Here is a 23,454-nt window from a genome sequence, read left to right on the forward strand (position 1 = left end):
CATCATTAAAATATTAGCAATGGAAGCCATCAAATTTTTAAATGAAGTCATGAATTCGTACCACGAGCTATCAAGTAATTGCTGGGAAGAGCTGCAAGAAGCCTTTAGAGTGAAGTCATTTAAAAAGGGGACAGTTTTAGTCGACTTTGGTGACACCCCAACAAAGTTCTACTTTGTCTATAAAGGCCTTGTTAGGGCCTACTCAATGGGACAGGATGAGGCCGCCAAGGAAGTTAACAAGAACTTCTTTGATGAAGGAAGGTTTCCATCTGCAGTAGTGGCCTCGCTTGATAAGAGTCCTTCTGAGATTTGTATCGAAACACTAGAGGATTCAGTTCTAGTGGAAATTGATCATGCCAAATATCGCCAGTTACTTGATAAGTACGAAGACTTAAAGTGGTACCATATCAAATACCTTGAGAGGCATTGGGTAAAAGAAAAAGAGCCTGTGGAAATCTCTCTACTGGATGGTGAGGCCAAAGAGCGCTACCTCTCATTCATTGAAGAAAACCCTGGCCTAGCAAAACGCGTTCCTCTTTATCACTTAGCATCGAAGCTTGGAATTACGCCAACTCAATTGAGCCGAATAAGAAAATCAATTAATTGATTATTTTCAACATATGTAAAGGAAGTGGCCTAGAAATTTCTATATAGTAAGGGCATGACAAATCTTGTTTTAGTTCTACTATCTATTTTATCGGGGGGCCTTATACTTTTACAAAGTAGTCTAAATGGCCAACTTTCTAAGTATACTCAAAACCCTTTCTTTTCCTCGTTTGTACTTTACTTTTTTAGTGCCGTTTTCATGATGTTAATTTTTGTAAGCACACGTCTTAAGATACCAAACTTACAAGTTATAAAAGAGATCCCTCTCTATCTTTGGGTGACAGGTAGTATCCTAAGTATTGCGGGCCTAACTCTCGTTTATTGGTTAATGCCAATTTTAGGGGTTTCAAAGGTTTTAAGTGGTATAATCACAGGACAGATAATAGCTGGAATGATTGTTTCTCATTTCGGTTTTTTCGACTTACCTGTGATTGAAATAAATCGTTATAAGATTCTAGGTGTAGCCTTTTTATTTACAGGTGTATACTTAATCAATTGGAGTGCTATTAATGAAACAATTAAATAATGAAATCAAAAACTTCTTAGTTAAAAATACTTTCAACAATATTGATATACTAATTAGTAATAGGGCCATTCTAAAACTAGATACAGAAAGTCTTTACGATAAGTTAATTGTGAGAAAACGTGGAGGTTATTGCTTTGAAAATAATCAATACTTCTATACACAATTGAAAGAAGGGGAAAACGAGGTTAGGAGAGTTCTTGGTCGAGTTGTCTATGGAGATACTCCTGATAATAAACCAAGATCTCATCAGGCCACTGTTATTATGATTGATAATAATCAATATCTAGTTGATGTGGGCTTTGGCCCTTATACTCCTGGAGCAGCTATTCCATTAAGTGGAGAAGAGGTTGAGAGCTTTAATAAGAGAGTTTATCGAGTTACAAAAATAAATGAGGTTGATTATCAACTAGAGATTGCAAAGAAAGATGGTTTCTTTTCTCTCTATCAATTCAACCTTGCTAATTATAATGATGCTGACTTTAAAGTGGCCAACTACTATACCAATACGCATGATGATTCAAAGTTTACGACATCACTAGTTCTCTCTCAGCAAATTGAAAATGGGACAAGATTTATTAGTAATCTTCTGTACTCGGAAATATGTGGTGAGCAGAGAAGAGATATTGAAATTAAATCTGCATCCGAGATGTATGAAATTATCTCTGGAGAATTCAATGCACACTTTAGTGAGCAGGAGTGTGAGGATTTATTCAAGATTGTAAGAAAATTCATTTAAACTAAGCTGTGGTGATTAACTCTTATTGTTTTGGTTGACGAGGCGTCAATAAAAAGAGAAAAGATTATTATGAGTAATAATTTCGCTAGTTTAAAAATTGATATCCGTTTAAAGAGAAACCTAAAAGATTTAAAATTTGAAGAGATGACTCCTATTCAAGAGGAAGCTCTACCTATTATTCTTGAGGGAAAAGATATAATCGCTCAGGCCAAAACAGGTAGCGGGAAGACCGTTGCATTTGGACTGGGAGTTCTTAACTCTATCGATTTAAAACAAATTAGACCTCAATGCTTAATCTTATGTCCGACAAGAGAACTTGCTGAACAAGTGGCCATGGAGTTAAGAAAGCTTGCTCGAGCTATTCCAAACTTAAAGGTTCTAACGATTACGGGTGGAAGCTCTGAATATCATCAAGAGAAATCACTCGGACACGGTGCTCATATTATAGTTGGAACTCCTGGGCGAGTTATAAAGCTACTTAAGAGAAAAATTCTCATTCTTGATTTTGTAAAGCAATATGTACTCGATGAAGCTGATCGAATGTTAGATATGGGCTTTATTGACGATATCTCACGAATCTCGACCTATGTTCCTAGAGATCGTCAAACGCTCTTATTCTCAGCCACTTTTCCTGAGGACATTGAAGAGCTTAGTAAGAGGCTACAAAATGATGCCGTAAGGGTAAGTGTTGACGTTACTCATGAAGGATCAAATATCAAAGAAGAGTTTTTTCAACTAGAATCTCATAAAGATAAGATGTCTGCTCTTATTAAAGTTTTGGCCGCCTATCAGGCGAAGCGTTTTATTGTCTTTTGTAAAACAAAGAGAATCTCTGATACTGTGGCCGATGATTTATGTAAGAACGGAATAATTGTTGAGTCAATTCACGGTGACCTTGATCAAAACGAGAGAACTGCTGCACTAACGATGTTCTCAAATAAGAGCTTAAATGGAATTGTCGCTACTGATGTTGCGGCAAGAGGTATTGATATTAAAGATCTCGACCTTGTTGTGAATTTTGACCTCTCTAATGACCCAGAAGTTTATGTTCATAGAATTGGAAGAACTGGACGAGCGGGAAGCGAAGGAAGAGCTGTTAGTTTTCTTGTTGAACAAGAACTAGAAAGCTTTGAGAAAATTTGTGAATATCAAAAAACAGATTATCAATTAAAAGACTTAGAAACTCTTTCTGGTGAGAATGAATATAATATTAAACCTGAGATGGCGACGATCTATATTCGTGGAGGAAAGAGAGACAAGCTACGCCCTGGAGATATTGTTGGCGCAATTGTTGGTGAAGCTAAAATAGACTCAAATGAAATTGGCGATATCTCTGTGACAAAGAGAAGAACTTACGTTGCTGTAAAGTCTGAGCTCGTTAAACACGTTCTTAACAGTCTTAGAAATGGTAAGATAAAGAATCGCCGTTTTAAATCGGTTATTTTGTAAATTTCGCCTCTTAAAACCTTGTTAAGAATTCAAAGTAAGTTGCACCGTCTAACATAAAAGTTGTGTAAACTTCAGTATTTTGTCCAATCTTTCCGCCGATTGGAGCAGTGTTAATATCTGAGAAGTCATAATTCTTATCACCAAACTCTTTGATCACAAAAACAAGTAGACCTGCACCTTGTGAAAGAAATTCTCCTAGACCATTTTCTTTGGCCACAGCGTAGGCAACCTTAGAAAAACCTGCATGACACCATTTATTTGAAATATCACCTTGATTGTGAAGAGCACTACAAGGATCATCATTTTCAGTGAAATAATCTGACTTAGGGTTCGATAAGAAAAGGGCCGACTCACGACTTAATCCTAAGACTTTAAATTCTTGAGGTCTCTCTTCATTATTCTTTATATACTTTTCAAAGAAGATTGAGGCAGCTCTAGCTGATTGCTCACTATCCCCAATTACTATATCTTTGTACTTATCAGAAAGTTCAACATACTCTCTGGCCATTCGTGAATAAGAGTCTTCTTGTGCCAGCATCATATTTGGTTTGATGTTAAATCGCATATCCCTTACGTCTTGCGCATTAGCAAGAGCTGAAAAAGATAATAGGATAGTTAGTGGCATTATCAATTTCTTCATATGTCGTCCTCTTAATTATTTTGAATATCTTAACTAATTACATAAACAGAATGTGAAAATGTGAAAAAAAGAGGGCCTGTTCTGAGATTAGACAGACGTAATTTCATATGCTTATACTATAATTTAAGAGGTGGAGGTAATTGAAATGAAAGAGATTTCCGAACAATACAAGCGTGATCTACTAGAGTCGATTCCAGTCGTCTCAGAAATGAATCTTGAGATTAAGACTGTAGAAGATCAGAAAATCGTACTAAAAGCTCCTTTAAATAAGAATATTAATTATGAAGGAACGGCGTTTGGTGGAAGTATTAACACTCTCGCAATTCTTTCTTGTTATCTCCTAACTCACCATACGATGAAAATTCACGATATTGATTTTAATTCCCTCGTTATTCAAAATAGTGAAATCGATTACCTTATGCCAGTTGATTCAGACTTTGAAGCTGTGGCAGAAATTGACGAGGCTTCAGTTACTAGTTTCATTCGATCTCTTAAGCGTCGAAAGGTCGGCCGCTTAAATGTTCACTCGAAGATCATGGTAGGAGACAGCATAAGAGCAAGCTTTAAGGGCCGCTTTGTCGCTACTTTATAATTCGTATTCTTCTTTTGTTAGAAATAAGAGACCATGCCCATTGCATAAAGACCATGAGCTTATTTCTAAAATTAATTAAAAAGAATATGTGAACAAGACTCCAGGACAGCCAGGCAAGAGGTCCTGCTAGCTTAATTCCTTTCCATTCTAAGACCGCCTTGTACTTTCCCACTGTGGCCATGGAACCCTTGTCTAGGTACTTAAAAGCAAAACGTTTATTCTTGATTAACTGCTTAGCAAGATGCTTGCCCTGTTGGGCCGCAACTGGAGCAAGAGAGGGGAGAGGGGCTCCGTCTTGCGATTTAAAGTTTGCAGCATCACCTAAGATGAAAATTTCAGGATAATCTTTTAGGCTTAAGTCTTCTTCTATTATTGCTCGGCCCATTCTGTCTTGTTCGACACCAAGCTTAGAGATTAACTTTGTTGCACGATTTCCTGCTGCCCATATGATATTCTTCGACTCTATTCTCTGATTCTTTGTTTGCACATAATCGTCACCAATTTCTTCAACAATTTCACCTATTAAAACCTTTACTCCCAAATCTTCTAGGTATTTCTTTGCCTTTTCTGAAGTCGGATGAGTATTGCTAGAAAGTATCTGCTGGCCCCCTTCGATAAGGTAGACCCTAGTTAACTTGGGATCAAAGTCGCGGTATTCGTTTACAAGAGTTTTATAGGCCACTTCTGCAAATGCTCCTGCCAGCTCAACACCAGTAGGGCCACCACCAATAATAACAATATTTAGCTTCTTTTCTTCTTCATTAAGCTTTATCTCTTCTTTTTCAAATGAATCAAGGACACGGTCTCGAATATTAAGAGCATCAGTTAGAGTCTTTAGGCCAGGGGCACTCTTCTCCCAATCCTCATTACCAAAGTAAAAGGGCCTTGATCCTGTCGCTACTGCAAGATAGTCATATTGATATTCATCACCACTCTTGCATTTTACAATGTTAATGTCTTTATCGATGGAAACCACTTCTTGCATATGTACTTTGATATTTTTGGCATGAGATAAAATTTCACGTATTGGCATTGAGATATCACCTGGCGAAAGAGAGGCCGAGGCAACCTGATAGAGTAAGGGGTGGAATAGATGATGATTCTTCTTATCTAGGATAACGACTTCAAATGAATCCTTATTGGCAAGTCCTTTGGCCAAGGCTATGCCAGCAAAGCCTGCTCCTATGATTACTACTTTTATCTTTTTCATAATAGTCCCCTTGATCTGCTACATGTCAAATTTAAATCATCTTTGTAGTTGAAACAATAAGGTTAATTTGAAATAATTTATTTCCAATATGGAAATAATTGAGAAAACCACATTTGACCGTTTATATGCCCTACAAGTTGCAACTGTTGTTGCACGTGAGGGGACATTTGCCAAAGCGGCAAAGGTATTAGGAACTTCGGCTTCAAATATTACAAAAGAGATTCAAAAGCTTGAAAGTTATTTAGGTGTCATTCTATTTAAAAGAACAACTCGATCTTTTGTTCTCACTGAAGAGGGGCATCTAACACTAGAGAGGTCTAAGAACCTCTTAGAGGAATTGAATAACTTAGAAGAACAGCTCCATGGAGTTGTTGATTCGGTAAAGGGAGTCATACGTATTACTGCTCCTACGACAATTGGACAGAGCTTCTTGGCCCCAATATTTGCTGAATTTCAACTACATTATCCTTATGTCGAGATTGATCTCATTTTAACGGATCGAGTTCTTGATCCTGTTGAGCATAATATTGACTTAAGCATTAGGACCGCATTTCAATTAAAGGATTCGTCTCTTTATATGAAAAGAGTCACCCAAATTGATCGTGTTATCTGTGCTTCTCCAAGCTATATTGATCATTTTAAAAGGCCGACGAATCTTGAATCTCTTAGTAAGCATAATTGTTTGTTATATCTAAGGGGAGATAGTCCTTTTATTTGGAGCTTTAAGAAGGCACAAAAGATAAGTCATATTCAAGTACAGGGATCATATAAGTCGAATAATTTGATGTCACTTATAAAGGCCTGTGAACTTGGTGTTGGAATCTTAAATGTTCCTCGCTACTTAGTTGATGAACAGATTCAAAGTGGTGAACTCGTCGAATTATTCAAGAGTTGGGAGCTACCATCACATAGCTTATTCTTTCTAACTTCTCGTAGGCCCTCTAGTTCAAAGAAATTAGAAGTATTGGAAGAGTTTTTATCGGAGAGATTGACATAAAAAAGATAAGTGAAAAATTTGATTCATATATGATTCATGAGGAAGCGCAGGAATATAATGGTTGTTCATATACTTATGAAGGAAAGAACTATATTCAACGATCTTCAAAAGTAACACCTAAGAAAGTTGGCCAATTTGTCACGTTGTGGAAGAGAGACGAAAGTGGAAAAACAATACCCTACCATCTAAACGACTCTCTCGATTATGTTTTGATTATTTGTGATACAGAAGGTGAACAGGGGTACTTCTTATTTTCAAAAGATACTCTTGTGAAAAAAGGTATCCTCTCTAGTGCAGGTAAAGAAGGAAAGCGTGGATTTCGTCTTTATCCCAAATGGGATCAACCTACTAGTAAACAGGCAATCAGTTCACAAAAATGGCAACTCGATTATTTCTTCAATGGAACTTTTCAAGGGATCCGTTAGAAGCTAGTATGGCCTAATGAAAAGATTAATACTTGTTACTGTTTTATGGGCATTTTCATTTAGTCTAATAGGTCAATATATTGCTGGTAAGATGGATACCTATCTGGCCATATTTCTAAGACTCTTTTTCGCATTCTTAGTCTTTGTCCCATTTTTAAATTTCAGAGCTCTTTTTAGAGTCGAATCTCTTAAGACGATGCTCATTGGAATATTGCAAATTGGGGTCATGTATCTCTTTTACTACAATTCCTTTAAGTATCTATCTGTATCAGAAGTAGCACTCTTTACCATTTCAACACCTCTCATTATTTCAATTATTGGAAATATTATCGAGAGACGATTTATCTTAAGACAACTTTTCAGTGTTATCTTAGTTGTTTTTGGTGCTGCCATCATAAAGTGGAGTGAGATCTCAAATGATTATATTATTGGCTTCTTGCTTGTACAGGGAGCAAATATCTCTTTTGGTCTAGGACAAGTTCTTTACCGCAAGGTAATCTCTGAGCAAAATCAGATGCAAAAATTTGCACTCTTCTTCTTAGGTGCGCTCATTCCTATTTCAATCGTCTTAGTTTCAAGGACAACAGTTGATCTTTCTCAAATTTCAACTTTGCAATGGGGTGTTTTACTGTGGCTTGGCCTAGTTGCCTCTGGTGTGTGTTACTACCTTTGGAATACTGGCGCTAAGTTGGTCTCTTATGGAGAGCTCGCTGTTATGAATAATGCTGTTATTCCTGCGGCCATTCTCGTTAACGTCATCTTCTGGGGAGCAAAGATTCAATGGACATCATTTCTACTCGGTGCCTTCATTATTATTTGTGGTATTTTGATTGAAAATAGGAAGCCCCTTGAGTATTAGTGTCAGAAAATATAGAGAAGATGATAGTCTCGAATTACTTAAGCTATTTAACAGGACTATCCATACTGTTAATATAAATGACTATAATTCTACTCAAGTAAATGCTTGGGCCCCTAAAGAGCGTGACCTCGATGAGTGGTGCCAGTCTTTCTCTAACAGAGAAGTCTTCATTATCGAAGTCGATCAAGAGATTGCAGGCTTTAGTGATCTTGAGCTAGATGGCCATATCGACCGCTTCTATATCTCATCAGAGCATATAGGCCAAGGAGTAGGTGAGAAGCTTTATCTTGAAATTGAAAAATGTGCTAAATCTCATGCTATTCAAAAGCTCTTTCTTGAAGCCAGTATCACTGCAAAACCTTTCTTTTTGAAAATGGGTTTTGAGATGATAGAGAAACAGGTTGTGACATTAAGAGGAGTGAATTTTATTAATTATCGTATGTGTAAATATATTTAAGTTTTTTTGTCCTGAACTTAAATGATAGAATACATGTATGAAAGAAAATAGTATTCGCACAGAAGTCATAGCAGGAATCACAACCTTCTTAACGATGAGTTATATTATTTTTGTCAATCCACTCATCTTATCATCAGATGGTACAGGAATGTCCTTTTCTGCTGTTATGACAGGGACTATTTTGGCCAGCTTTGTTGCAACTCTTCTTATGGGCCTCATCGCAAAGCTACCTTTTGCCCTTGCTCCTGGAATGGGGCTTAATGCTTTCTTTACTTATACTTTAATTCTCGACCAAAAAATCCCTTGGGAGCAAGCCTTGGGCCTTGTCTTTTGGTCAGGTGTTGTCTTTGTTATCTTGTCAGTGACGCCATTTAGAGAGAAGTTAGTTAAATCGATTCCTAAGAATTTAAGAATGGCCATGGCCGTTGGGATCGGTATTTTCCTTGCATTCATTGGTCTTAAGAATACCGGCATTATCATTGACCATCCAGTAACACTTGTTCAAACAGCACCACTTTCAATTGAGGGGACAGCGGTCATCCTTGGTTTTGTTCTTATTATTGCCTTATTTAAGAAGAATATTCCTGGAAGTCTTCTGATAGGGATATTTTTTACTTGGACACTAGGAGCTCTCTTTGGAAAGTCGACTCTTCCTGAAAACTTCTTTGCAACTCCTGACTTTAGCTACTTTATGCAAGCAGATATCTTGGGGGCTTTAAAAATTGCTTATATCCCAAGTATTCTCACTCTTATGATGACTGATCTTTTTGATTCTTTGTCGACTTTTATTGGCGTCGCAGAGACGGCCAGTCTTAAAAATGAAAAGGGTGAAATTAAGAATATGAAACAGGCCCTAACTGTTGATGCACTTGCGACTCTCTTTTCTGCATTCTTTGGAACTTCTACGACGACAACCTTTGTCGAAAGTTCCGCTGGTGTAAGTGTCGGTGGCCGCACAGGATTAACATCAGTTATTACAGCAATCTGCTTCCTTCCGTTTCTCTTTCTTGCTCCATTTGCACAGTCCATTCCAAGCTATGCAACGGCCCCTGTTCTTATCTTTGTTGGGATTCTCATGTTTAAGAATATCTCATCAATAAATTTTGAAAAATTTGAAGAAATGATTCCTGCATTCTTATGTATTGTTCTTATTCCACTAAGTTTCTCAATTACAACAGGGATAATGTGGGGATTGTTTGTACATACTATTTTATATATTGTAGCTGGTCGCATAAAGGACTTAAGTCTAACAGAGTGCTTACTTTCTATTGTTGCTTGTTTATATATTATTTATCATTAATTAAATGGGGTTTTAATGAAAGTTTGTATTATTGGAGCATCTGGAAAGCTTGGCCAGTATATGCTTAAGCATTGTTTAGTACGAGGTTATAAAGTCAATGCTGTATGCCGAAGTCAAAGTGTTTCAAAGCTAGACGCCTTTAGCGATAAGATTACTATTTTTCCTGGTCAGACAGATGATAGAGAGATCATTAAAAAGGCCGTTGAAGGTTGTGATGGGATCCTAACAGTTCTCGTCCCTTGGGGGGTTAACGATTATTCATCAGGTACTGCCCAGGCCGTTCTCGATTTTGCAAAAGAAGGTGCCAGACTTATTTTCTCTTGCGGATGGCATATCTCAAGAGATGGAAAAGATAAGTATAATTGGCAAATTAAATTTCTCGTGCCTGTTATCGCCTTCATCGCAAAATTATTTAGGCTTGTTGATATTAGCGACCAAGAAAGGGCCTGTGAAAAAATCTTCGCAAGCGATAAGAAGTGGACAGTCGTTAGGGCCAGTGATCTTGAGGAAGGGGAGAGTGAAGGACTTCCTATTTGGAGAGAGCATGTAGGTGATCCTGATCTTGCAAAGAATCGTACACGCCGTATTGATTTTGCACTCTTTATGGCCCAGGCCATGACAAATGATGAATTGATACAGAAAGCGCCTGCGATAGTGAGTTGTAAATAATTGATCTCCATCAAATATTTTCAATAGGCTTTTTGATATAATTAGGTGAGGAGAATTAAATGAAGAAAATTATTATCTGTGATTCATGTGGTGCAATTAATCGAATTGATACGACAAAGCTTTCTGCCAGTGGAGCTGTATGTGGAAAATGTTCTAAAGACTTGGACACTAGAGCAAAGGTTCAAAGTATTACCTTTGATAAGCTAGAAAAAATTATTCAACACTCTGAGCTTCCTGTCTTTGTTGACGCTTACGCAGATTGGTGTGGCCCGTGTAAAATGTATGGACCAACTTTTACGGAGTTTGCTCAAAAGAATTGGCAGTCTGCAGAGTTTTATAAAATCGATACTGAAAAGAATCCAATGATCTCGGTTAAGTATGGTATTCGTGGCATTCCCACGACTCTAATCTTTAAAGAGGCGAAGTTAGCGCATTCACAAAGTGGTGTTTTACAAGTTGTGCACTTAGATCAAATGCTTTCTAATTTTTAAATTAACTAATAACTTTAATTAGTTCCATATTTTGGTACTTTGAAATCTGTTGTTCTGCGCTATCTCAATATAGGGTATGATTTTTTCATCATCTAAATCTGATTAGGTGAATAATTGAAGGAGCATATTATGTTTAACTACTTAGGTACTATCATTATTAAATAATTTCGAAGCCTCCTTAAGCGGAGGCTTTCTTATTTGTACATATTTTCAAACCCTTACAGTTCAACAATATTGTAAAAGTAACTGATTCCTTAGAAGTCATTTGAAGAAGCTCTTCCTTTCTATTAAATTCAGCGAGAATAAAGAAGGGAAATTCATGAAAATCATAATCTTAAGCCTATTATTATCTCTTGGTGTTAACGCTGAAATGGTGTCGATTAGACAATATCAAACTCCAGTTAAGAACCAAAAAGACAGAAATACATGTGCATACTTTGCGGTAACTGCCATGCTTGAGGGTGCTATTAAGAAGAGATTTGATATGGAGTTCGATATTTCAGAGCAATTTCAAATCTACTATGGAAAAGAGCACTTTGGAGAATATCCAAATGCTGAGCATGGGTACACTTACGAAATTGCACGTAACTTTCGCAATCAATACTTCTTTGTCGAGGAGACCCAGCTTCCTTACCAAATGAGTTATTTTGAAAATAAAGGCCCTTGCTCACAATATGATCCATTTGATGAAAGTGCGCCGTCTTATTGCTTCTCTCATGCTCCAGTCGATACTAGCTCGCTTAAGAGAGTGAAGGTGGATGGGTTAGAAGTTAAAATGGTCACAAATCTGTGGAGCTCTTGGAAATCCAAAACTGATTTATACGAAGACGAAATTAGAAGTGGTAATGGCCTTGTTGCAACAGTTCTCGTTTATTCTCCACTTTGGAAAAATGCCCATGTGACACTTCCTGATGAAACTTTTGCAAAGTGTGAATCGGGTGAAGTCGTCTGCTATGGCCATGCGATTCACTTTACTGGATACGACAAAGAAAAGAGAATTTTTCAATTTAAAAATAGTTGGTCAAGTGAGTGGGGCGATGAAGGATATGGTTATATGTCTTATGACTATGTTATGAAGCATGCAGTTGATCCCATCTCATTTAGATGGGACCGTTTCTTGGCCGATATCAGAAAATAATATCAAACAAGATATTTAAAATTCTGACTCTCAATTGAATTAATACTTTCAAATGTTGTCTGTGCAATATTACTTAATGCCTCATGAGTTAAGAAAGCTTGATGAGAAGTAATTAGAACATTTGGAAAAGTCATTAACCTTGCTAGGTCATCATCTTGAAGTACGTCTTGAGAGTGATCATCAAAGAATAGATTTTCCTCTTCTTCATATACATCAAGACCTGCAGCTAATATCTTCTTCTCTTTTAGGTTTTTAATAAGGGCCTTCGTATCGACGAGCCCTCCTCGACTTGTATTAATAAGAACGACACCGTCTTGCATTTTAGCAATATTGGCATCATTAATGAGATGGTATGAGCTTTTATTAAGAGGAATATGAAGTGAGATGATCTTCGATTCTTTTAAAATTTCATCAAATCCAACATACTCAACACCCAGCTTCTCTAACTCAGTGTCTTTTGTTAGGTCAAACGCTAGAACTCGACATCCAAAACCAAGGGCAATCTTACAAAAGGCTTTCCCAATCTTACCCGTACCAATAACTCCAATCGTTTTCTTATAAAGGTCAAAACCGACAAGTCCATCGAGATTAAAATTATTCTCTCTAACGCGATTATACGCCTTATGAGTTTTTCTATTTAAAGTTAGAATCATTGCCATCGTATGCTCTGCAATGGCCTGAGGAGAGTATTCTGGCACTCTTGTTACTGGGATGGACTTAGACTTAGCATAGTCAAGATCGACATTATTAAAGCCTGCACATCGTAGAGTGACTAATTTAATACCAAAATCACTTAGCTGGTCTAGTACCTCTTTATTCACTTTATCATTTGTAAAAACACAAACTACATCATGACCTTTAGCAAGTGGTGCAGTTTCTTGATTAAGTTGCTCTTTGATGAATGTGACTTTGTGTCCATTCGCTTGCTTTAATAAATATTCTTTTTCAAAATTATGGGTACTAAAAACAATTATCTTCATCGTTCTCTCTCGTTAGCTTATCTATTAAACGGCATTAATTTATGTCTAGTATATGATACTAAATTTGTTAAAATTGTAACTTATAATCTTTAAATGGAGTTCTTCATGAAACAAATGGTATTATTATCTTTAATTTCAATACAGTCTTTTGCTCAATTATCGACAATAAGACCAGATAACTCTGTTGTTATTGAAGATTATTGTATTTGTAAGGAACAAAAAGATATTCGAGCATCAGCAGGCGAGAGTTGTACTCAAGTATGTCAAAATACTTCTTTTGATTTAACAACGATGATTGCTAAAACTAGCGTAGGAGAAGATATTTCTACCAACCCTGACTTAAGAGATCTTAACGGTTGGTGTTCTCACGATCTTGATAATGGAGCACTTAATCCAGCTTCATGCACATTAGTCGTAACTGATGAAGCAGGGGATCAGTATCGATTACTTCCAAAAACATATAATGGCACGAATTCATTTGAAGTTATTTTAAACGACCTTGCTACGAGCAAAGGCTCCGAATACTCTTTTTATTTGGAAGAAAGTGGTAGTGGTGTTGAGTTCGCTAGAAGTAAAGAAGGATATATTTCTTTTTAATGTTCATGAACTTTAAATGGGAATTATAGGAACTTAGTTAATGAAAAAACAAGAATTAAAAATATGGGTGGATGCGGACGCTTGCCCTAAAGTTATAAAAGAGGTTCTTTTTAAAACCTCCATCCGTTTACAAATCCCACTCGTTCTTGTTGCAAATTCTTATATGAATATTCCACTTCATGAATTAATTTCTTTTGTAAAAGTTGAAAGTGGAGCCGATGTCGCTGATATGTACATCGCTGAACATGTTGAACTTCAAGACCTTGTTATTACTGCTGATATTCCCTTGGCAGCAGAGGTTGTAAAAAAAGGGACGCTTGCTATTAACCCACGCGGAGAGCTCTATGATGAAGAGAATATTGGAGAGCGCCTTTCAATGAGAGATTTCATGCAAGAGCTAAGAGACGGTGGAATGGTCACAGGTGGCCCCGATGCATTTGGCCCCAAGGATAAGCAGAAGTTCGCGAACTCGTTAAATAAAATCCTTTCTAAGAAAGGGCGTCAGTAAATATAGTTTACACTTTGAATGATAAAGATTGACTTGTACCATAAATAAAGAGATGAAGAGTATTGATCTGGATACATTTTAAATATTTGCCTTTGCTAGTATTTGGATTAAGCAACGGCACTAATGCTTTAAAGCAAGGATATTTACTATGTCATCAGTCAATTCATTTGATTCTCTTAAACTATTACCTGAAATTCTCTCTAGCCTCAAAAAGAAGGGCTATACAAAACCTACTCCTATTCAGGCGGGCTCAATCCCTCACTTACTAAATGGTGGAGATATCCTTGGGATTGCTCAAACAGGGACTGGAAAGACTGCTGCGTTCTCGCTACCAATACTAAATAATCTTGGCTCTAATAAAATTAAAACAAAGCCAAGACATATGAGGACTCTCATTCTTACGCCAACGAGAGAATTAGCATCGCAGATTAATGAAAATATTGTAGAATACGGAAAGGGCCTAGGCATAAAAAGTACGGTTATCTTTGGTGGAGTTAAACCAAGGCCTCAGATTCAACAGTTAAAGAAGGGAATGGATGTCATTATTGCAACTCCAGGTCGCTTTCTAGATCTCATGGGTGATGATCATATCAAATTTACTCAACTTGAAACCTTTGTTCTTGATGAAGCCGATCGTATGCTTGATATGGGCTTTATTCGCGATGTAAATAAGATCATTGCTAAGCTTCCAAAGAAGAGACAGACTCTATTATTTTCAGCAACAATGCCTCAAGATATTGTGAATCTATCAAAGAAGCTTCTTGTTAAGCCCAAGAAAGTAGAGGTTACTCCAGAGTCAACAACTGTCGAAAGAATTGATCAAAAAATTAATTTCGTTCATAAAACAAATAAGCCAAAACTTTTAAAAAGTATTTTAGAAGATCAAACGATTGAGCACGTGCTTGTTTTTACAAAAACAAAGCATGGTGCAAATCGTGTCGTAAAGCATCTTGAACAAGTGGGAATTACGGCCGCGGCCATTCATGGGAACAAATCGCAAAGTGCACGCGAGAAGGCCCTTGGTGGATTTAGAAAAGGTGACATTAGAGTTCTTGTTGCAACTGATATTGCTGCTCGAGGAATCGATGTTTCTCACATCACTCACGTTATTAATTACAATCTTCCAGATGATCCTAAGAGTTATGTTCACAGAATCGGACGAACAGCAAGAGCTGGCCGAGATGGAGTTGCTATTTCATTTTGTGATGACACAGAAAAGAATCTTTTAAAGGATATTGAGAAAACGATTAAGTATCAAATTCCTCAAGATAAGGATCACCCATTTCATGGTGTCGCAGGAGCTCCTACACAACCTCAAAATAATCGACGTCCAGAAAAGAAGAAGCAGGCTTCTTCAAGAAGTGGTGCGAAGTCTAAAGGCAACAAAACGAGTAAGTCGAATAATCAGCAAAGAAGTGCGAGACGCAGACGTGCTGCAAGTAAAGCGAAGTAGATTGAAATAGGTTAGTGGGATTGCTTCTTTTATGGCCCAATATGCTTCCATACAGAAAGCAGGGTTTTAAGTGTTTGCTTATGATTTAAGTCTTGGGCTTCATTTAAATATTTAACTGTTGCCAACTTTATATCCCTGATAGTTGAATTCTTATTAAGATATTTCATGTAAGCATTGAAAAAAACTTCAGTTGCAACTTCATATCCTACACCCTCAAATTCAGCTGTTCCCTCAGACAAGAGATAAAAAGCATTCGTTACTATGCCTGCATTATAATAAACATTAGGGCCATTAGGCTTGTATTCGTCAAAGTTACTTGCTTGACCATTTTGTTCTGGGTTTGAAATATCACGTAAGCAATTACCTTGACCAATATATGCTTCATGTCCTAACTGATAGCAATCTGCTCTTGGATTATTTTTAAAGCAAACAAAAACCCCGATAATATCTGCAAATGCTTCATTGAGTGATCCCTGGTCACCTTCGGAAGCAAGTTCTATTGTATTTGCTAACAGCCCATGAGCAAATTCATGGGCAACGATTCCAATACTTGCAGACAAGTGTGTGTGATCTGAAATATCTGAACTCTGCCCGAATGTAATTATATTTTTATCTTTATCCCACCACTTTGCATTATCATTAAATGAACCTTTTTTTAAAAGCACTGAAATTACTTCCGACCCTTTATTATCAAAGCTATTAAACCCTAAGTGCTCTTTTACGATTCTTATTGTTTTTATAGTGTTAACATGAGTATCTACGAGAGCTGGATTTGAGAATAAGCAATTTTGTGATTGTACAATTTTTCCTGGTACTCCCCAAAAATCATCAGAGAGAAAATACAATGGATCATTGTTTAGGTTGCCATAGCTGTGACCTGTAGTAGTTGTAACTTTATATTCTTTGGAGTGAAGGTATTGTTGAGCACTATAAATATTTTCAACAACGTCAAACACCTGAATCTGACCTCGAGAATCTTTACTATGACATGTGACCATACGGTGATCTTTAAACTGATTAGCAAAGTTATAAGGAAAAGCCTTAAGCGATATGAAAATAGTTACAAGAGCTAATAATTGATACATATGCTCTTATAAGGAATCTAAATATGAGTCGCAACTTATATAGTTATAATTTCAGTGTTTTGTAAAAACTACAGGAGTTCTTAATATAAATATTACAGTACCGAAAGCTTGACCTGCGGTGAGAGCGTAAGCTCTGATCGCTGAGTCTGCATAGGGTTGCGAAAGAATGGAACGAGTGTCAGCTTCGTGAGATTGCAGGGACGCGATACCGAGATGTAATTACAGTATTTCTTTTTAAGTAAATTGTTTGATTTATTAAGGAAAGCTAACGAAAAACCGATAATATTTATATGAGATTTTTCATTTTAACATTTTCATTTTTTTCAATATTAGTTTCTTGCTCTTCAACAAATAAGGAAGAGTATTCTTTGGTTTATGATCCATCAATAAAAGTTGAAGCCCCCCCCATATTGAACAAGGAAAAAATAGATTTAGATGTAAATCTTGTTGAATATACTCTTAAAAATTCCTACTCAGGTTATTTTTTTAAAAATAAAAATAACGTAGAACTAGGAATTAAAAAATTAAAAGAATCTGTTGTAAATATTGAATCGATTAAACCAGGAGATTTTTGTAATGTATTAGGGGAATCATTTTCTCATGTTCAAGATGAGCATTTGACTTTTCAGTTTGGCCCTAGGAAATGTGCGAGAAATACATTCGTTGGAAATGTCGGTAAAAGAATCGATAGTGAAGAGAAGAGACTTTGGACGGTAAAAAAAGTTGTTGAAGGTAATAGTAACGTTCTCGTTATCACTATCTCTTGGTTTGCATCACCCTCTTCAAATAAATGGGATGGGATGCTTAGAGAAATTAAGACGCATTTAGATAAGATCGATTTTGTTGTCGTTGACCTAAGAGGTAATAGTGGAGGAGATGATACTATTGGATATCAGTTAGCAAAATTATTAACTGGTGGCTCTCAGTTTTCTACACCATATGCAAATCAATACAAAGTCGTTACAAGGCCAGGTCTAGAAAGTCGAGCGAACTTATCTTCTTTCTTGGCATATAATGCAGAATCAAAGAAACAAAAAGATTTTTTTACGGACTTTATTAAAAGAGATAAGCAAAAATATACTAACTATAAACAAGAGACCGCTATTGTAAATAAAGTGTTACCTAAAGTTGTTAAGGCCAAGGCATTAAGGCCTGTTGTGATCTTACAAGATCGTGCTTGTGCATCTTCATGTGAAAGTACAATAGACTTTTTTGAATATATTGATGATGTAACAAGAGTCGGTGAGAACACAGCTGGTCAGGTTCAATTTGGTAATCTTGGGTTTGTCGTACTTCCTGAAAGTCGCATTCAGATAAATATACCTTCAACATTTAATAGCTATAGAGATAACAGATTTATAGAGTCTATAGGTATAAAGCCCGATGTTAATGTTCCAAAGGGTCAAGATGCATATGACTTTGCGATAACATATATGAAGAATAGACGTAAGTAATAGAATGTACGGTTAGTTATTAGAATTCCCACTATTTACGATTATTTCAATAATCTGATCATCAAAACTATCAGATTCTTATGTATACTTTTTAGACACTTTTATTTTCTCCATAAAAATTCTTCAATAGGTCTGTTTCTCGATCAAGATAATCTATAAAGTTGATTTGTATTCACATTTTTACTTTAGCCGAGGAGACACTATGAACAAGATTATTATTGGTTTTTCACTACTCTTAACACTACCAAGCGTTTCAGCTCAAGCAACACCTGTGTTGACATTTGACTCACTAGTAAACCCTGCAAAAGTAAAGCTTGTAGAAGAAAAAGTAACGAACATATTAACTACATCATTAGAGCGATCTAAAGTCTTAAAAGAAAACAATGAATCTGATTATAGAGACCTTGTTGAGCATATTAATATGTCATTCAATGGAGAACTTAAGCTTCTTCTAAAAAATAAAATCAAAACTGTATACGAAAGAAGAAAGAATACTTACACAGCAGATGAATCACTAGAAAGTGATATTGCAGAATTCTTCCAGGAGATTAATGAAATTCATTCAGAAATGTCTGAACTTAGAACTAAGTCTGAAGGAGTTAATGGATGGGAAAAAGATGTCGAGAATAGAACTCACAAGAAGATTGCACAGCTTTGTAAATCTAAAGCTTCTAACCTTTGCAATACCTTAGAAAGCCTAATCAGAGGTAGAACATTACATGCAGGTAATAAATGTATTTCGACTTCTCTTTCAAACTGTACTATTGATATTATTAAAGACATTGCTCATTTAGAAGACAAACCAGTACGTGAGTACGACAAATCTAAATATATTCCACATAGAAGTATGTATCTTCTTCCGATTAGTTTCTTATCAGAAAATAGTTATATTGATTCTTTAAAAGAAATTCATAGGAATAAGACAGAGATTAAAGTGTCTCATAGTACTTTCTTCAATAACACTATATCTTATTCGGCTGAGGAAGTAAGTTTCAAGCTTAGTCGTAATGGAGCTTCTAGAGTTATATTTGGAGGCCAATATAGTAAAGTAGAAGATACGCTAGGGTATTTTTATGAACTATACTCTCAAAAAGAAACAACACCGAATATGTCAGCTTCATATTAATCAAGAAAAAGTTATATAGAACTTAAAAACAGTACTTTAGGGTACTGTTTTTTTGTTTTTACTCGTAAAGAATTTTTATCAAATCCATTAAGAAGAACCCTTTAAGGGGAGAGTGATGATTTTGCCATATTGGCATTTCTTATTTGAAATTTAGTGATATTGAAAATGTTAGTGGGATTGCTTGGCTGGTTACCCTCTCTCGCTCCCATTATGGTCAGGATGACCGGTATGTCAGCGAGAGGCAGGAGCCGAAGCTGACCGTGGTCGCTCATCAGGGTTGCACGGCTTCAATTAGCATACTGCTTTTCATGAAAGAAAATAGTCATTCAAAAAATGTTAGTGGGATTGCTTAGTTGGTTCTCCTGACCTCCCGTCGTGGTCGGTCATGAGTTGTTCAGCATCAAATTGCCATACTGGCATTTCTTATTTGAAATTTAGTGTTATCGAAAATGTGATTGAGATTGCAGAGCTGGTTACCCGAAAGCTCCCATCGTGGTCGCTTCTGGGTTGAATTGCGTCATCTGCTCCTGCAGATGGCCGCAAACAAAAAAAAAGCCGAGTGGGTTAACTCGGCTTTTAATATCTTAGTCTCCGAAGAGATTAAAACTTGAATGTTGCGAAATGAAAAAAAATGGCGGGAGCGAAGGGACTCGAACCCTCGGCCTTCTGCGTGACAGGCAGACGTTATAACCAACTTAACTACGCCCCCTCATTTCGTAAGACTTAATATAGGGACTTCGGTTTCATTCGTCAATAGAAAAATTTAAAAAAAGTTCAATTTTTTTTCGCCCTTCTATAAAATTTGTCTAATGAAGAGCGAAAAAGCCAGTAATAAAGGACGTCTTAAAATATTTCTGTTAAGATTAGCCTACGAAAAAAAGGTAAAATTTATGAGTTTTTTAACGTCACTTTGGAATTATATTTTAGTCTCTGCCCCGTTTTTAATGTTTGGGCTTCTCGTTGCCGGTATTATTAAGGCATTTATCTCAGTAGAGAGAATTAAAAAGGCCATGGGTGGTAAGGGCCTAATGGGTGCCATTAAAGCATCTATCCTTGGAATCCCTTTGCCTCTATGTAGCTGTGCTGTTATTCCTACGGCCGCTACTCTTAAGAAGCAGGGGGCTTCAAATTCCGCTACTTCTGCATTTCTAATTGCAACGCCTGAGTCAGGAGTTGATTCAATTGCCATGACTTATGGAATGATGGATATCCCTATGACAATTATTCGTCCGATCGCTGCCTTTGTATCAGCATTTGTTGCAGGAGCACTCCAATTAGTTTTTAAGACTGATAAAGATGTTGATCAGGTACAAGCAGAAGTTAAGCCGAGTTGTTGCGGAAGTTCTAAAAAGAAAGATGAAAGTGTTATTGTAAAGCAGAGCTTTGCAAAGAAAGCGAAAGCTTCATTTCACTTTGGTTTTATTGAACTTGTTGATGATATGGCCATTTGGTTGGCCTTTGGAATTGTGGCCGGAGCATTTATTGACTTTGCTCTTCCTGCAAATTTCTTTGATGGCCTTTCTGGTTGGGCCGGAAGGGGAGCAATCCTTCTTGTTGGAATTCCTCTCTATATTTGTGCATCGGCAACAACACCAATTGCAGCTTCACTTGTGATGAAGGGAATGAGCCCTGGTATGGCGCTACTATTTCTTCTAGTAGGTCCTGCAACGAATATTTCAAATATTCTCGTTATCGGTCAGTATATTGGAAAGAGAGGAGTTGTGATTAACCTTCTTTCAATCGCACTTGTTGCCTTAGGTTTTTCATTCTTAACGGATTACCTATACAGTGCTTTTTCTTGGCCACTTAACTTTAATATTTCTCATCACAATCATGAGTCATCAAGCTGGTGGGAAATTTCACTAGCGGTTGCATTTACAATGCTACTTCTTCGCTCACTCGTATTTGTCGAGCTTCCTAAAAGAGTTAAAAAATATTTTGAAGATAAAGGAAATTCAGGTAGCTGTTGCGGATAACAGCTACCTGTTTAAATATAGAAGTCTTTATTTGTGACGTTTTTCGATATCGTCTTTTGACTTGTAGATCATACTACCAAGGCCATTGATAATGGCCGAAGAGCGTTTACCTAAGGCTACTCCTTGAATATTTGCCTCAAAGTTTTCAATATCAAAGATTTCCATCTTATCTGAATCATGCCAGTCGCGACTAAAGCGTCTTTCAAAGCTTGCTACTTCTTTCTTATCAAAGATCTGAGCACCGAACTCTCTAAATGAACCCTGAAGAGTATCTGGGTTAATATTAGAAGAACCACCTAGAACAGTTATCCCATCAATTGACGTGATCTTTCTGTGGTTTTCTTGGTGATATTCTTTAGTTGAACCGTCTGGGAAATTCGCCGTGATACCATAAGTCTTACGAGCACGTACTTGAATTCCTGCATCAACAAGTTTTTTAACGAATAAAGTATTTGGAAGTCCATTCATTCCAAAGTTTCCGTTATGGTCGATAACAAGCTTGATATCAAGAAGAGGGTTTTGCCTCTTTGCTTTTACAAGAGCATCGATAACATATGAATCATATAAGAATAGCTGCTCCATGAAGATATTCTTTTCGGCCTTTGAGATCATATCAACTAAGATATTTCGAACATTTTTAATTGTTCCATCAACATCGGCTTCAGCAAGGCGAATAACTGAATCACCCTTTACTTCATATTTCTCTTTCTTAACTCTCATATCTTCTAGGATTTGATCTTTTTTAGAGAGATAGGCGCGGTTATCAAAGCCTTGCTCTTTATAATAGAACCCAATGAGCTCTTTTGGATCTTCTGTTAGAGCCGCCTCGAGGTCGCGGTAGTAAGAGGCCTGGACAAGTCCGGCAGCTGCTCCCGTCACATAGATTGCATCATCGTAGTAGTAACCGCCACTGTGATCGGTCCAGTTCTTTGAACCAAAATATGCCTGAGCATTTTCCGTATTACCGTCAACGACAATAACTTTCGAGTGGTCGATTTTTGATTCAAAATAAGTACTACCTGACTCAAAATACTTAATCGCTTCAGCAGTTTTTGGAATTAGCTTTGTAATACCAAAAGGAATCCCTGGAGGGTGGCGCTGAATATTTGCTTGTAGTAGAGAGACACTCTTTTTTAATACTGGATCTTTTTCACGACGTTCTTTGATATACTCAAAGATCGGCATCATTTCATCTAACATATTGTAGTTAGTGGCATAGTCGTGGAGAAGGACAACCTTAAAATTTGGATTGGCCTTAAGTTTTTCTTTCGTCTGATCTAGCAGGTACTCTGAAAGAGTTGCTCCTAGTGTTCCTCCGAAGAGGAAAATATCGATAAAGATTGAGTCCTTAGAACTTGCAATCATATCGCGAATCTTGATGTAGATTGGATCCTGTTTAAAAATGATATTTCCAGTAGGATCATCAGCTGTTGGCATTTTGATATAGTCTGAATCAAAGTCTAGCGTTCCACCAGCAAAGATAACCCTTTGGTTAAGCCAATCGATACGCTCAAGAGATCTTTCATTTTCTGAAACAATCTCTGTTTTATTTGATGGCACAAAACCAAGGGCAGAGAGTGAGTAGTTATTAATATCACTAAATGTCTCAGTGAAGTCGATCGTTGCAATTTCATTTTCTTTAATGCTTTCAATAACATCTTTACTGCTAGCGATCTTCATTGCTTGAAGTTTCAGAGTAGGAAAGTATGTTGAAATAGAATTTGAATTGATTCCCTTTCTAGTAATTTTAGAAAGAAGCTTTTGGGCCGCTTTCTTATCCTTATCTTTGGTAAGTGGGTTATCAATAAAGTCTCTAAGGATAAATAGTTTGTAGGCCAGGAAGTAGTAGATAACTTTTCCAAGCTCTTTTTCATTTGGCGAGACCTTTGTCCAGTAAGTAACCGGCATGGCAATCTTACTTGGAAGTACACTGTCGACTTCTTTAAGAAATTTAACAGCGGCTTTCTCTTTTGATTTGTCTAGCTCTTTGATCGTATCAAAGAAAGATGGCGCATGAGCATAGTCACGTTGGCCATAGACTGACTGATAAGACTCTAGAAATAACTTTTGAGAGTCAAGTCGATCCTTGATGTTGAAGCTTGCGGCAAATGATTGTACTGCAAGTGTCGATAGTAGAGCTGTCGTTAATAATTTCTTCGTCGATTTCATAGTCGATCCTA

24 protein-coding genes and 1 tRNA gene are annotated in these 23,454 nt (G+C 36.8%); 19 read left to right on the forward strand and 6 right to left on the reverse strand.

Annotated elements, in window-relative coordinates:
- Window positions 1–19 precede the first annotated feature (19 nt).
- The 4 genes from ABMA78_RS08040 (at window position 20) to dbpA (ending at window position 3,317) form a co-directional block, all read left to right on the forward strand.
- Complete coding sequence (locus ABMA78_RS08040) at window positions 20–607, forward strand: Crp/Fnr family transcriptional regulator (protein ID WP_392858774.1); 588 nt, start codon at window positions 20–22, stop codon at window positions 605–607.
- A 54-nt stretch (window positions 608–661) separates the two neighbouring features.
- Entirely contained in the window at window positions 662–1,132 is a 471-nt protein-coding gene (locus tag ABMA78_RS08045) for a DMT family transporter (RefSeq protein WP_392858777.1), read from the forward strand.
- Window positions 1,116–1,868: an arylamine N-acetyltransferase gene (locus tag ABMA78_RS08050; RefSeq protein WP_392858779.1), complete on the forward strand. Its 753-nt coding sequence runs from the start codon at window positions 1,116–1,118 to the stop codon at window positions 1,866–1,868. Before ABMA78_RS08045 ends, ABMA78_RS08050 begins: the two co-directional genes overlap by 17 nt.
- A 69-nt stretch (window positions 1,869–1,937) precedes the next feature.
- The gene (gene dbpA, locus ABMA78_RS08055; RefSeq protein WP_392858781.1) at window positions 1,938–3,317 is read left to right on the forward strand and encodes an ATP-dependent RNA helicase DbpA; all 1,380 of its coding nucleotides are present in this window, start codon (window positions 1,938–1,940) and stop codon (window positions 3,315–3,317) included.
- A 10-nt stretch (window positions 3,318–3,327) separates the two neighbouring features.
- Here the strand turns inward: dbpA and ABMA78_RS08060 are convergent, their stop codons facing one another.
- On the reverse strand, window positions 3,328–3,957 hold the full coding sequence (locus ABMA78_RS08060) for a hypothetical protein (protein WP_392858783.1): 630 nt from the start codon (window positions 3,955–3,957) through the stop codon (window positions 3,328–3,330).
- Between the two features lie 145 nt (window positions 3,958–4,102).
- On the opposite strand from ABMA78_RS08060, the gene ABMA78_RS08065 reads away from it, so the two are divergent.
- Entirely contained in the window at window positions 4,103–4,549 is a 447-nt protein-coding gene (locus tag ABMA78_RS08065) for a YiiD C-terminal domain-containing protein (RefSeq protein WP_392858785.1), read from the forward strand.
- On the opposite strand, the gene ABMA78_RS08070 is transcribed toward ABMA78_RS08065, so the two are convergent.
- Window positions 4,539–5,759 carry an NAD(P)/FAD-dependent oxidoreductase gene (locus tag ABMA78_RS08070; RefSeq protein ID WP_392858788.1) on the reverse strand — a complete coding sequence of 407 codons (1,221 nt, stop codon included), beginning with the start codon at window positions 5,757–5,759 and terminating at the stop codon, window positions 4,539–4,541. The genes ABMA78_RS08065 and ABMA78_RS08070 overlap by 11 nt on opposite strands.
- An 88-nt stretch (window positions 5,760–5,847) precedes the next feature.
- Here ABMA78_RS08070 and ABMA78_RS08075 point away from each other — a divergent pair, with 88 nt between their 5' ends.
- From ABMA78_RS08075 to ABMA78_RS08110, 8 genes are all read left to right on the forward strand, one after another.
- Window positions 5,848–6,756: a LysR family transcriptional regulator gene (locus tag ABMA78_RS08075; RefSeq protein ID WP_392858790.1), complete on the forward strand. Its 909-nt coding sequence runs from the start codon at window positions 5,848–5,850 to the stop codon at window positions 6,754–6,756.
- A 29-nt stretch (window positions 6,757–6,785) separates the two neighbouring features.
- On the forward strand, window positions 6,786–7,181 hold the full coding sequence (locus ABMA78_RS08080) for a MepB family protein (RefSeq protein WP_392858793.1): 396 nt from the start codon (window positions 6,786–6,788) through the stop codon (window positions 7,179–7,181).
- 16 nt (window positions 7,182–7,197) lie between these two features.
- Entirely contained in the window at window positions 7,198–8,040 is an 843-nt protein-coding gene (locus ABMA78_RS08085; protein ID WP_392858796.1) for an EamA family transporter, read from the forward strand.
- Window positions 8,030–8,497 (forward strand): GNAT family N-acetyltransferase, encoded by a 468-nt coding sequence (locus ABMA78_RS08090; protein ID WP_392858798.1) that lies wholly within the window; start codon window positions 8,030–8,032, stop codon window positions 8,495–8,497. The genes ABMA78_RS08085 and ABMA78_RS08090 overlap by 11 nt, the downstream gene beginning before the upstream one ends.
- Window positions 8,498–8,534: 37 nt before the next feature.
- Window positions 8,535–9,797, forward strand: coding sequence for an NCS2 family permease (locus ABMA78_RS08095; protein ID WP_392858800.1), 1,263 nt, complete (start codon window positions 8,535–8,537; stop codon window positions 9,795–9,797).
- A 15-nt stretch (window positions 9,798–9,812) separates the two neighbouring features.
- Complete coding sequence (locus ABMA78_RS08100; RefSeq protein WP_392858801.1) at window positions 9,813–10,466, forward strand: NAD(P)-dependent oxidoreductase; 654 nt, start codon at window positions 9,813–9,815, stop codon at window positions 10,464–10,466.
- A gap of 59 nt (window positions 10,467–10,525) precedes the next feature.
- A complete protein-coding gene (locus ABMA78_RS08105) occupies window positions 10,526–10,957 on the forward strand; it encodes a thioredoxin family protein (protein ID WP_392858803.1) in 432 nt (143 codons plus the stop codon).
- A 319-nt stretch (window positions 10,958–11,276) separates the two neighbouring features.
- Entirely contained in the window at window positions 11,277–12,095 is an 819-nt protein-coding gene (locus ABMA78_RS08110) for a C1 family peptidase (RefSeq protein ID WP_392858806.1), read from the forward strand.
- Window positions 12,096–12,097: 2 nt separating this feature from the next.
- Here the strand turns inward: ABMA78_RS08110 and ABMA78_RS08115 are convergent, their stop codons facing one another.
- Window positions 12,098–13,075, reverse strand: a complete 978-nt coding sequence (locus ABMA78_RS08115; protein ID WP_392858808.1) for a 2-hydroxyacid dehydrogenase — start codon at window positions 13,073–13,075, stop codon at window positions 12,098–12,100.
- A 105-nt stretch (window positions 13,076–13,180) separates the two neighbouring features.
- Between ABMA78_RS08115 and ABMA78_RS08120 the strand changes: the two genes are divergently transcribed.
- The 3 genes from ABMA78_RS08120 (at window position 13,181) to ABMA78_RS08130 (ending at window position 15,633) form a co-directional block, all read left to right on the forward strand.
- Window positions 13,181–13,672 carry a hypothetical protein gene (locus ABMA78_RS08120; protein WP_392858810.1) on the forward strand — a complete coding sequence of 164 codons (492 nt, stop codon included), beginning with the start codon at window positions 13,181–13,183 and terminating at the stop codon, window positions 13,670–13,672.
- A gap of 40 nt (window positions 13,673–13,712) precedes the next feature.
- Window positions 13,713–14,180 carry a YaiI/YqxD family protein gene (locus tag ABMA78_RS08125; protein ID WP_392858813.1) on the forward strand — a complete coding sequence of 156 codons (468 nt, stop codon included), beginning with the start codon at window positions 13,713–13,715 and terminating at the stop codon, window positions 14,178–14,180.
- A gap of 148 nt (window positions 14,181–14,328) precedes the next feature.
- Complete coding sequence (locus ABMA78_RS08130) at window positions 14,329–15,633, forward strand: DEAD/DEAH box helicase (protein ID WP_392858815.1); 1,305 nt, start codon at window positions 14,329–14,331, stop codon at window positions 15,631–15,633.
- Between the two features lie 29 nt (window positions 15,634–15,662).
- Here ABMA78_RS08130 and ABMA78_RS08135 read toward each other — a convergent pair whose 3' ends face one another.
- Complete coding sequence (locus tag ABMA78_RS08135) at window positions 15,663–16,718, reverse strand: M4 family metallopeptidase (RefSeq protein WP_392858817.1); 1,056 nt, start codon at window positions 16,716–16,718, stop codon at window positions 15,663–15,665.
- Window positions 16,719–17,008: 290 nt separating this feature from the next.
- Between ABMA78_RS08135 and ABMA78_RS08140 the strand changes: the two genes are divergently transcribed.
- Both ABMA78_RS08140 and ABMA78_RS08145 read left to right on the forward strand, forming a co-directional pair.
- Window positions 17,009–18,172 carry a S41 family peptidase gene (locus tag ABMA78_RS08140; RefSeq protein WP_392858818.1) on the forward strand — a complete coding sequence of 388 codons (1,164 nt, stop codon included), beginning with the start codon at window positions 17,009–17,011 and terminating at the stop codon, window positions 18,170–18,172.
- Between the two features lie 202 nt (window positions 18,173–18,374).
- On the forward strand, window positions 18,375–19,298 hold the full coding sequence (locus tag ABMA78_RS08145; protein ID WP_392858820.1) for a hypothetical protein: 924 nt from the start codon (window positions 18,375–18,377) through the stop codon (window positions 19,296–19,298).
- Window positions 19,299–19,930: 632 nt separating this feature from the next.
- On the opposite strand, the gene ABMA78_RS08150 is transcribed toward ABMA78_RS08145, so the two are convergent.
- Window positions 19,931–20,007: transfer RNA gene (locus tag ABMA78_RS08150), tRNA-Asp, on the reverse strand.
- Between the two features lie 181 nt (window positions 20,008–20,188).
- On the opposite strand from ABMA78_RS08150, the gene ABMA78_RS08155 reads away from it, so the two are divergent.
- Window positions 20,189–21,274 carry an SO_0444 family Cu/Zn efflux transporter gene (locus ABMA78_RS08155; protein ID WP_392858821.1) on the forward strand — a complete coding sequence of 362 codons (1,086 nt, stop codon included), beginning with the start codon at window positions 20,189–20,191 and terminating at the stop codon, window positions 21,272–21,274.
- Window positions 21,275–21,301: 27 nt separating this feature from the next.
- Here the strand turns inward: ABMA78_RS08155 and ABMA78_RS08160 are convergent, their stop codons facing one another.
- Window positions 21,302–23,443: a phosphatidylserine/phosphatidylglycerophosphate/cardiolipin synthase family protein gene (locus tag ABMA78_RS08160; protein WP_392858823.1), complete on the reverse strand. Its 2,142-nt coding sequence runs from the start codon at window positions 23,441–23,443 to the stop codon at window positions 21,302–21,304.
- Window positions 23,444–23,454 lie beyond the last annotated feature (11 nt).

The organism is Halobacteriovorax sp. RZ-2, assembly GCF_043196685.1.
GTDB lineage: Bacteria > Bdellovibrionota > Bacteriovoracia > Bacteriovoracales > Bacteriovoracaceae > Halobacteriovorax_A.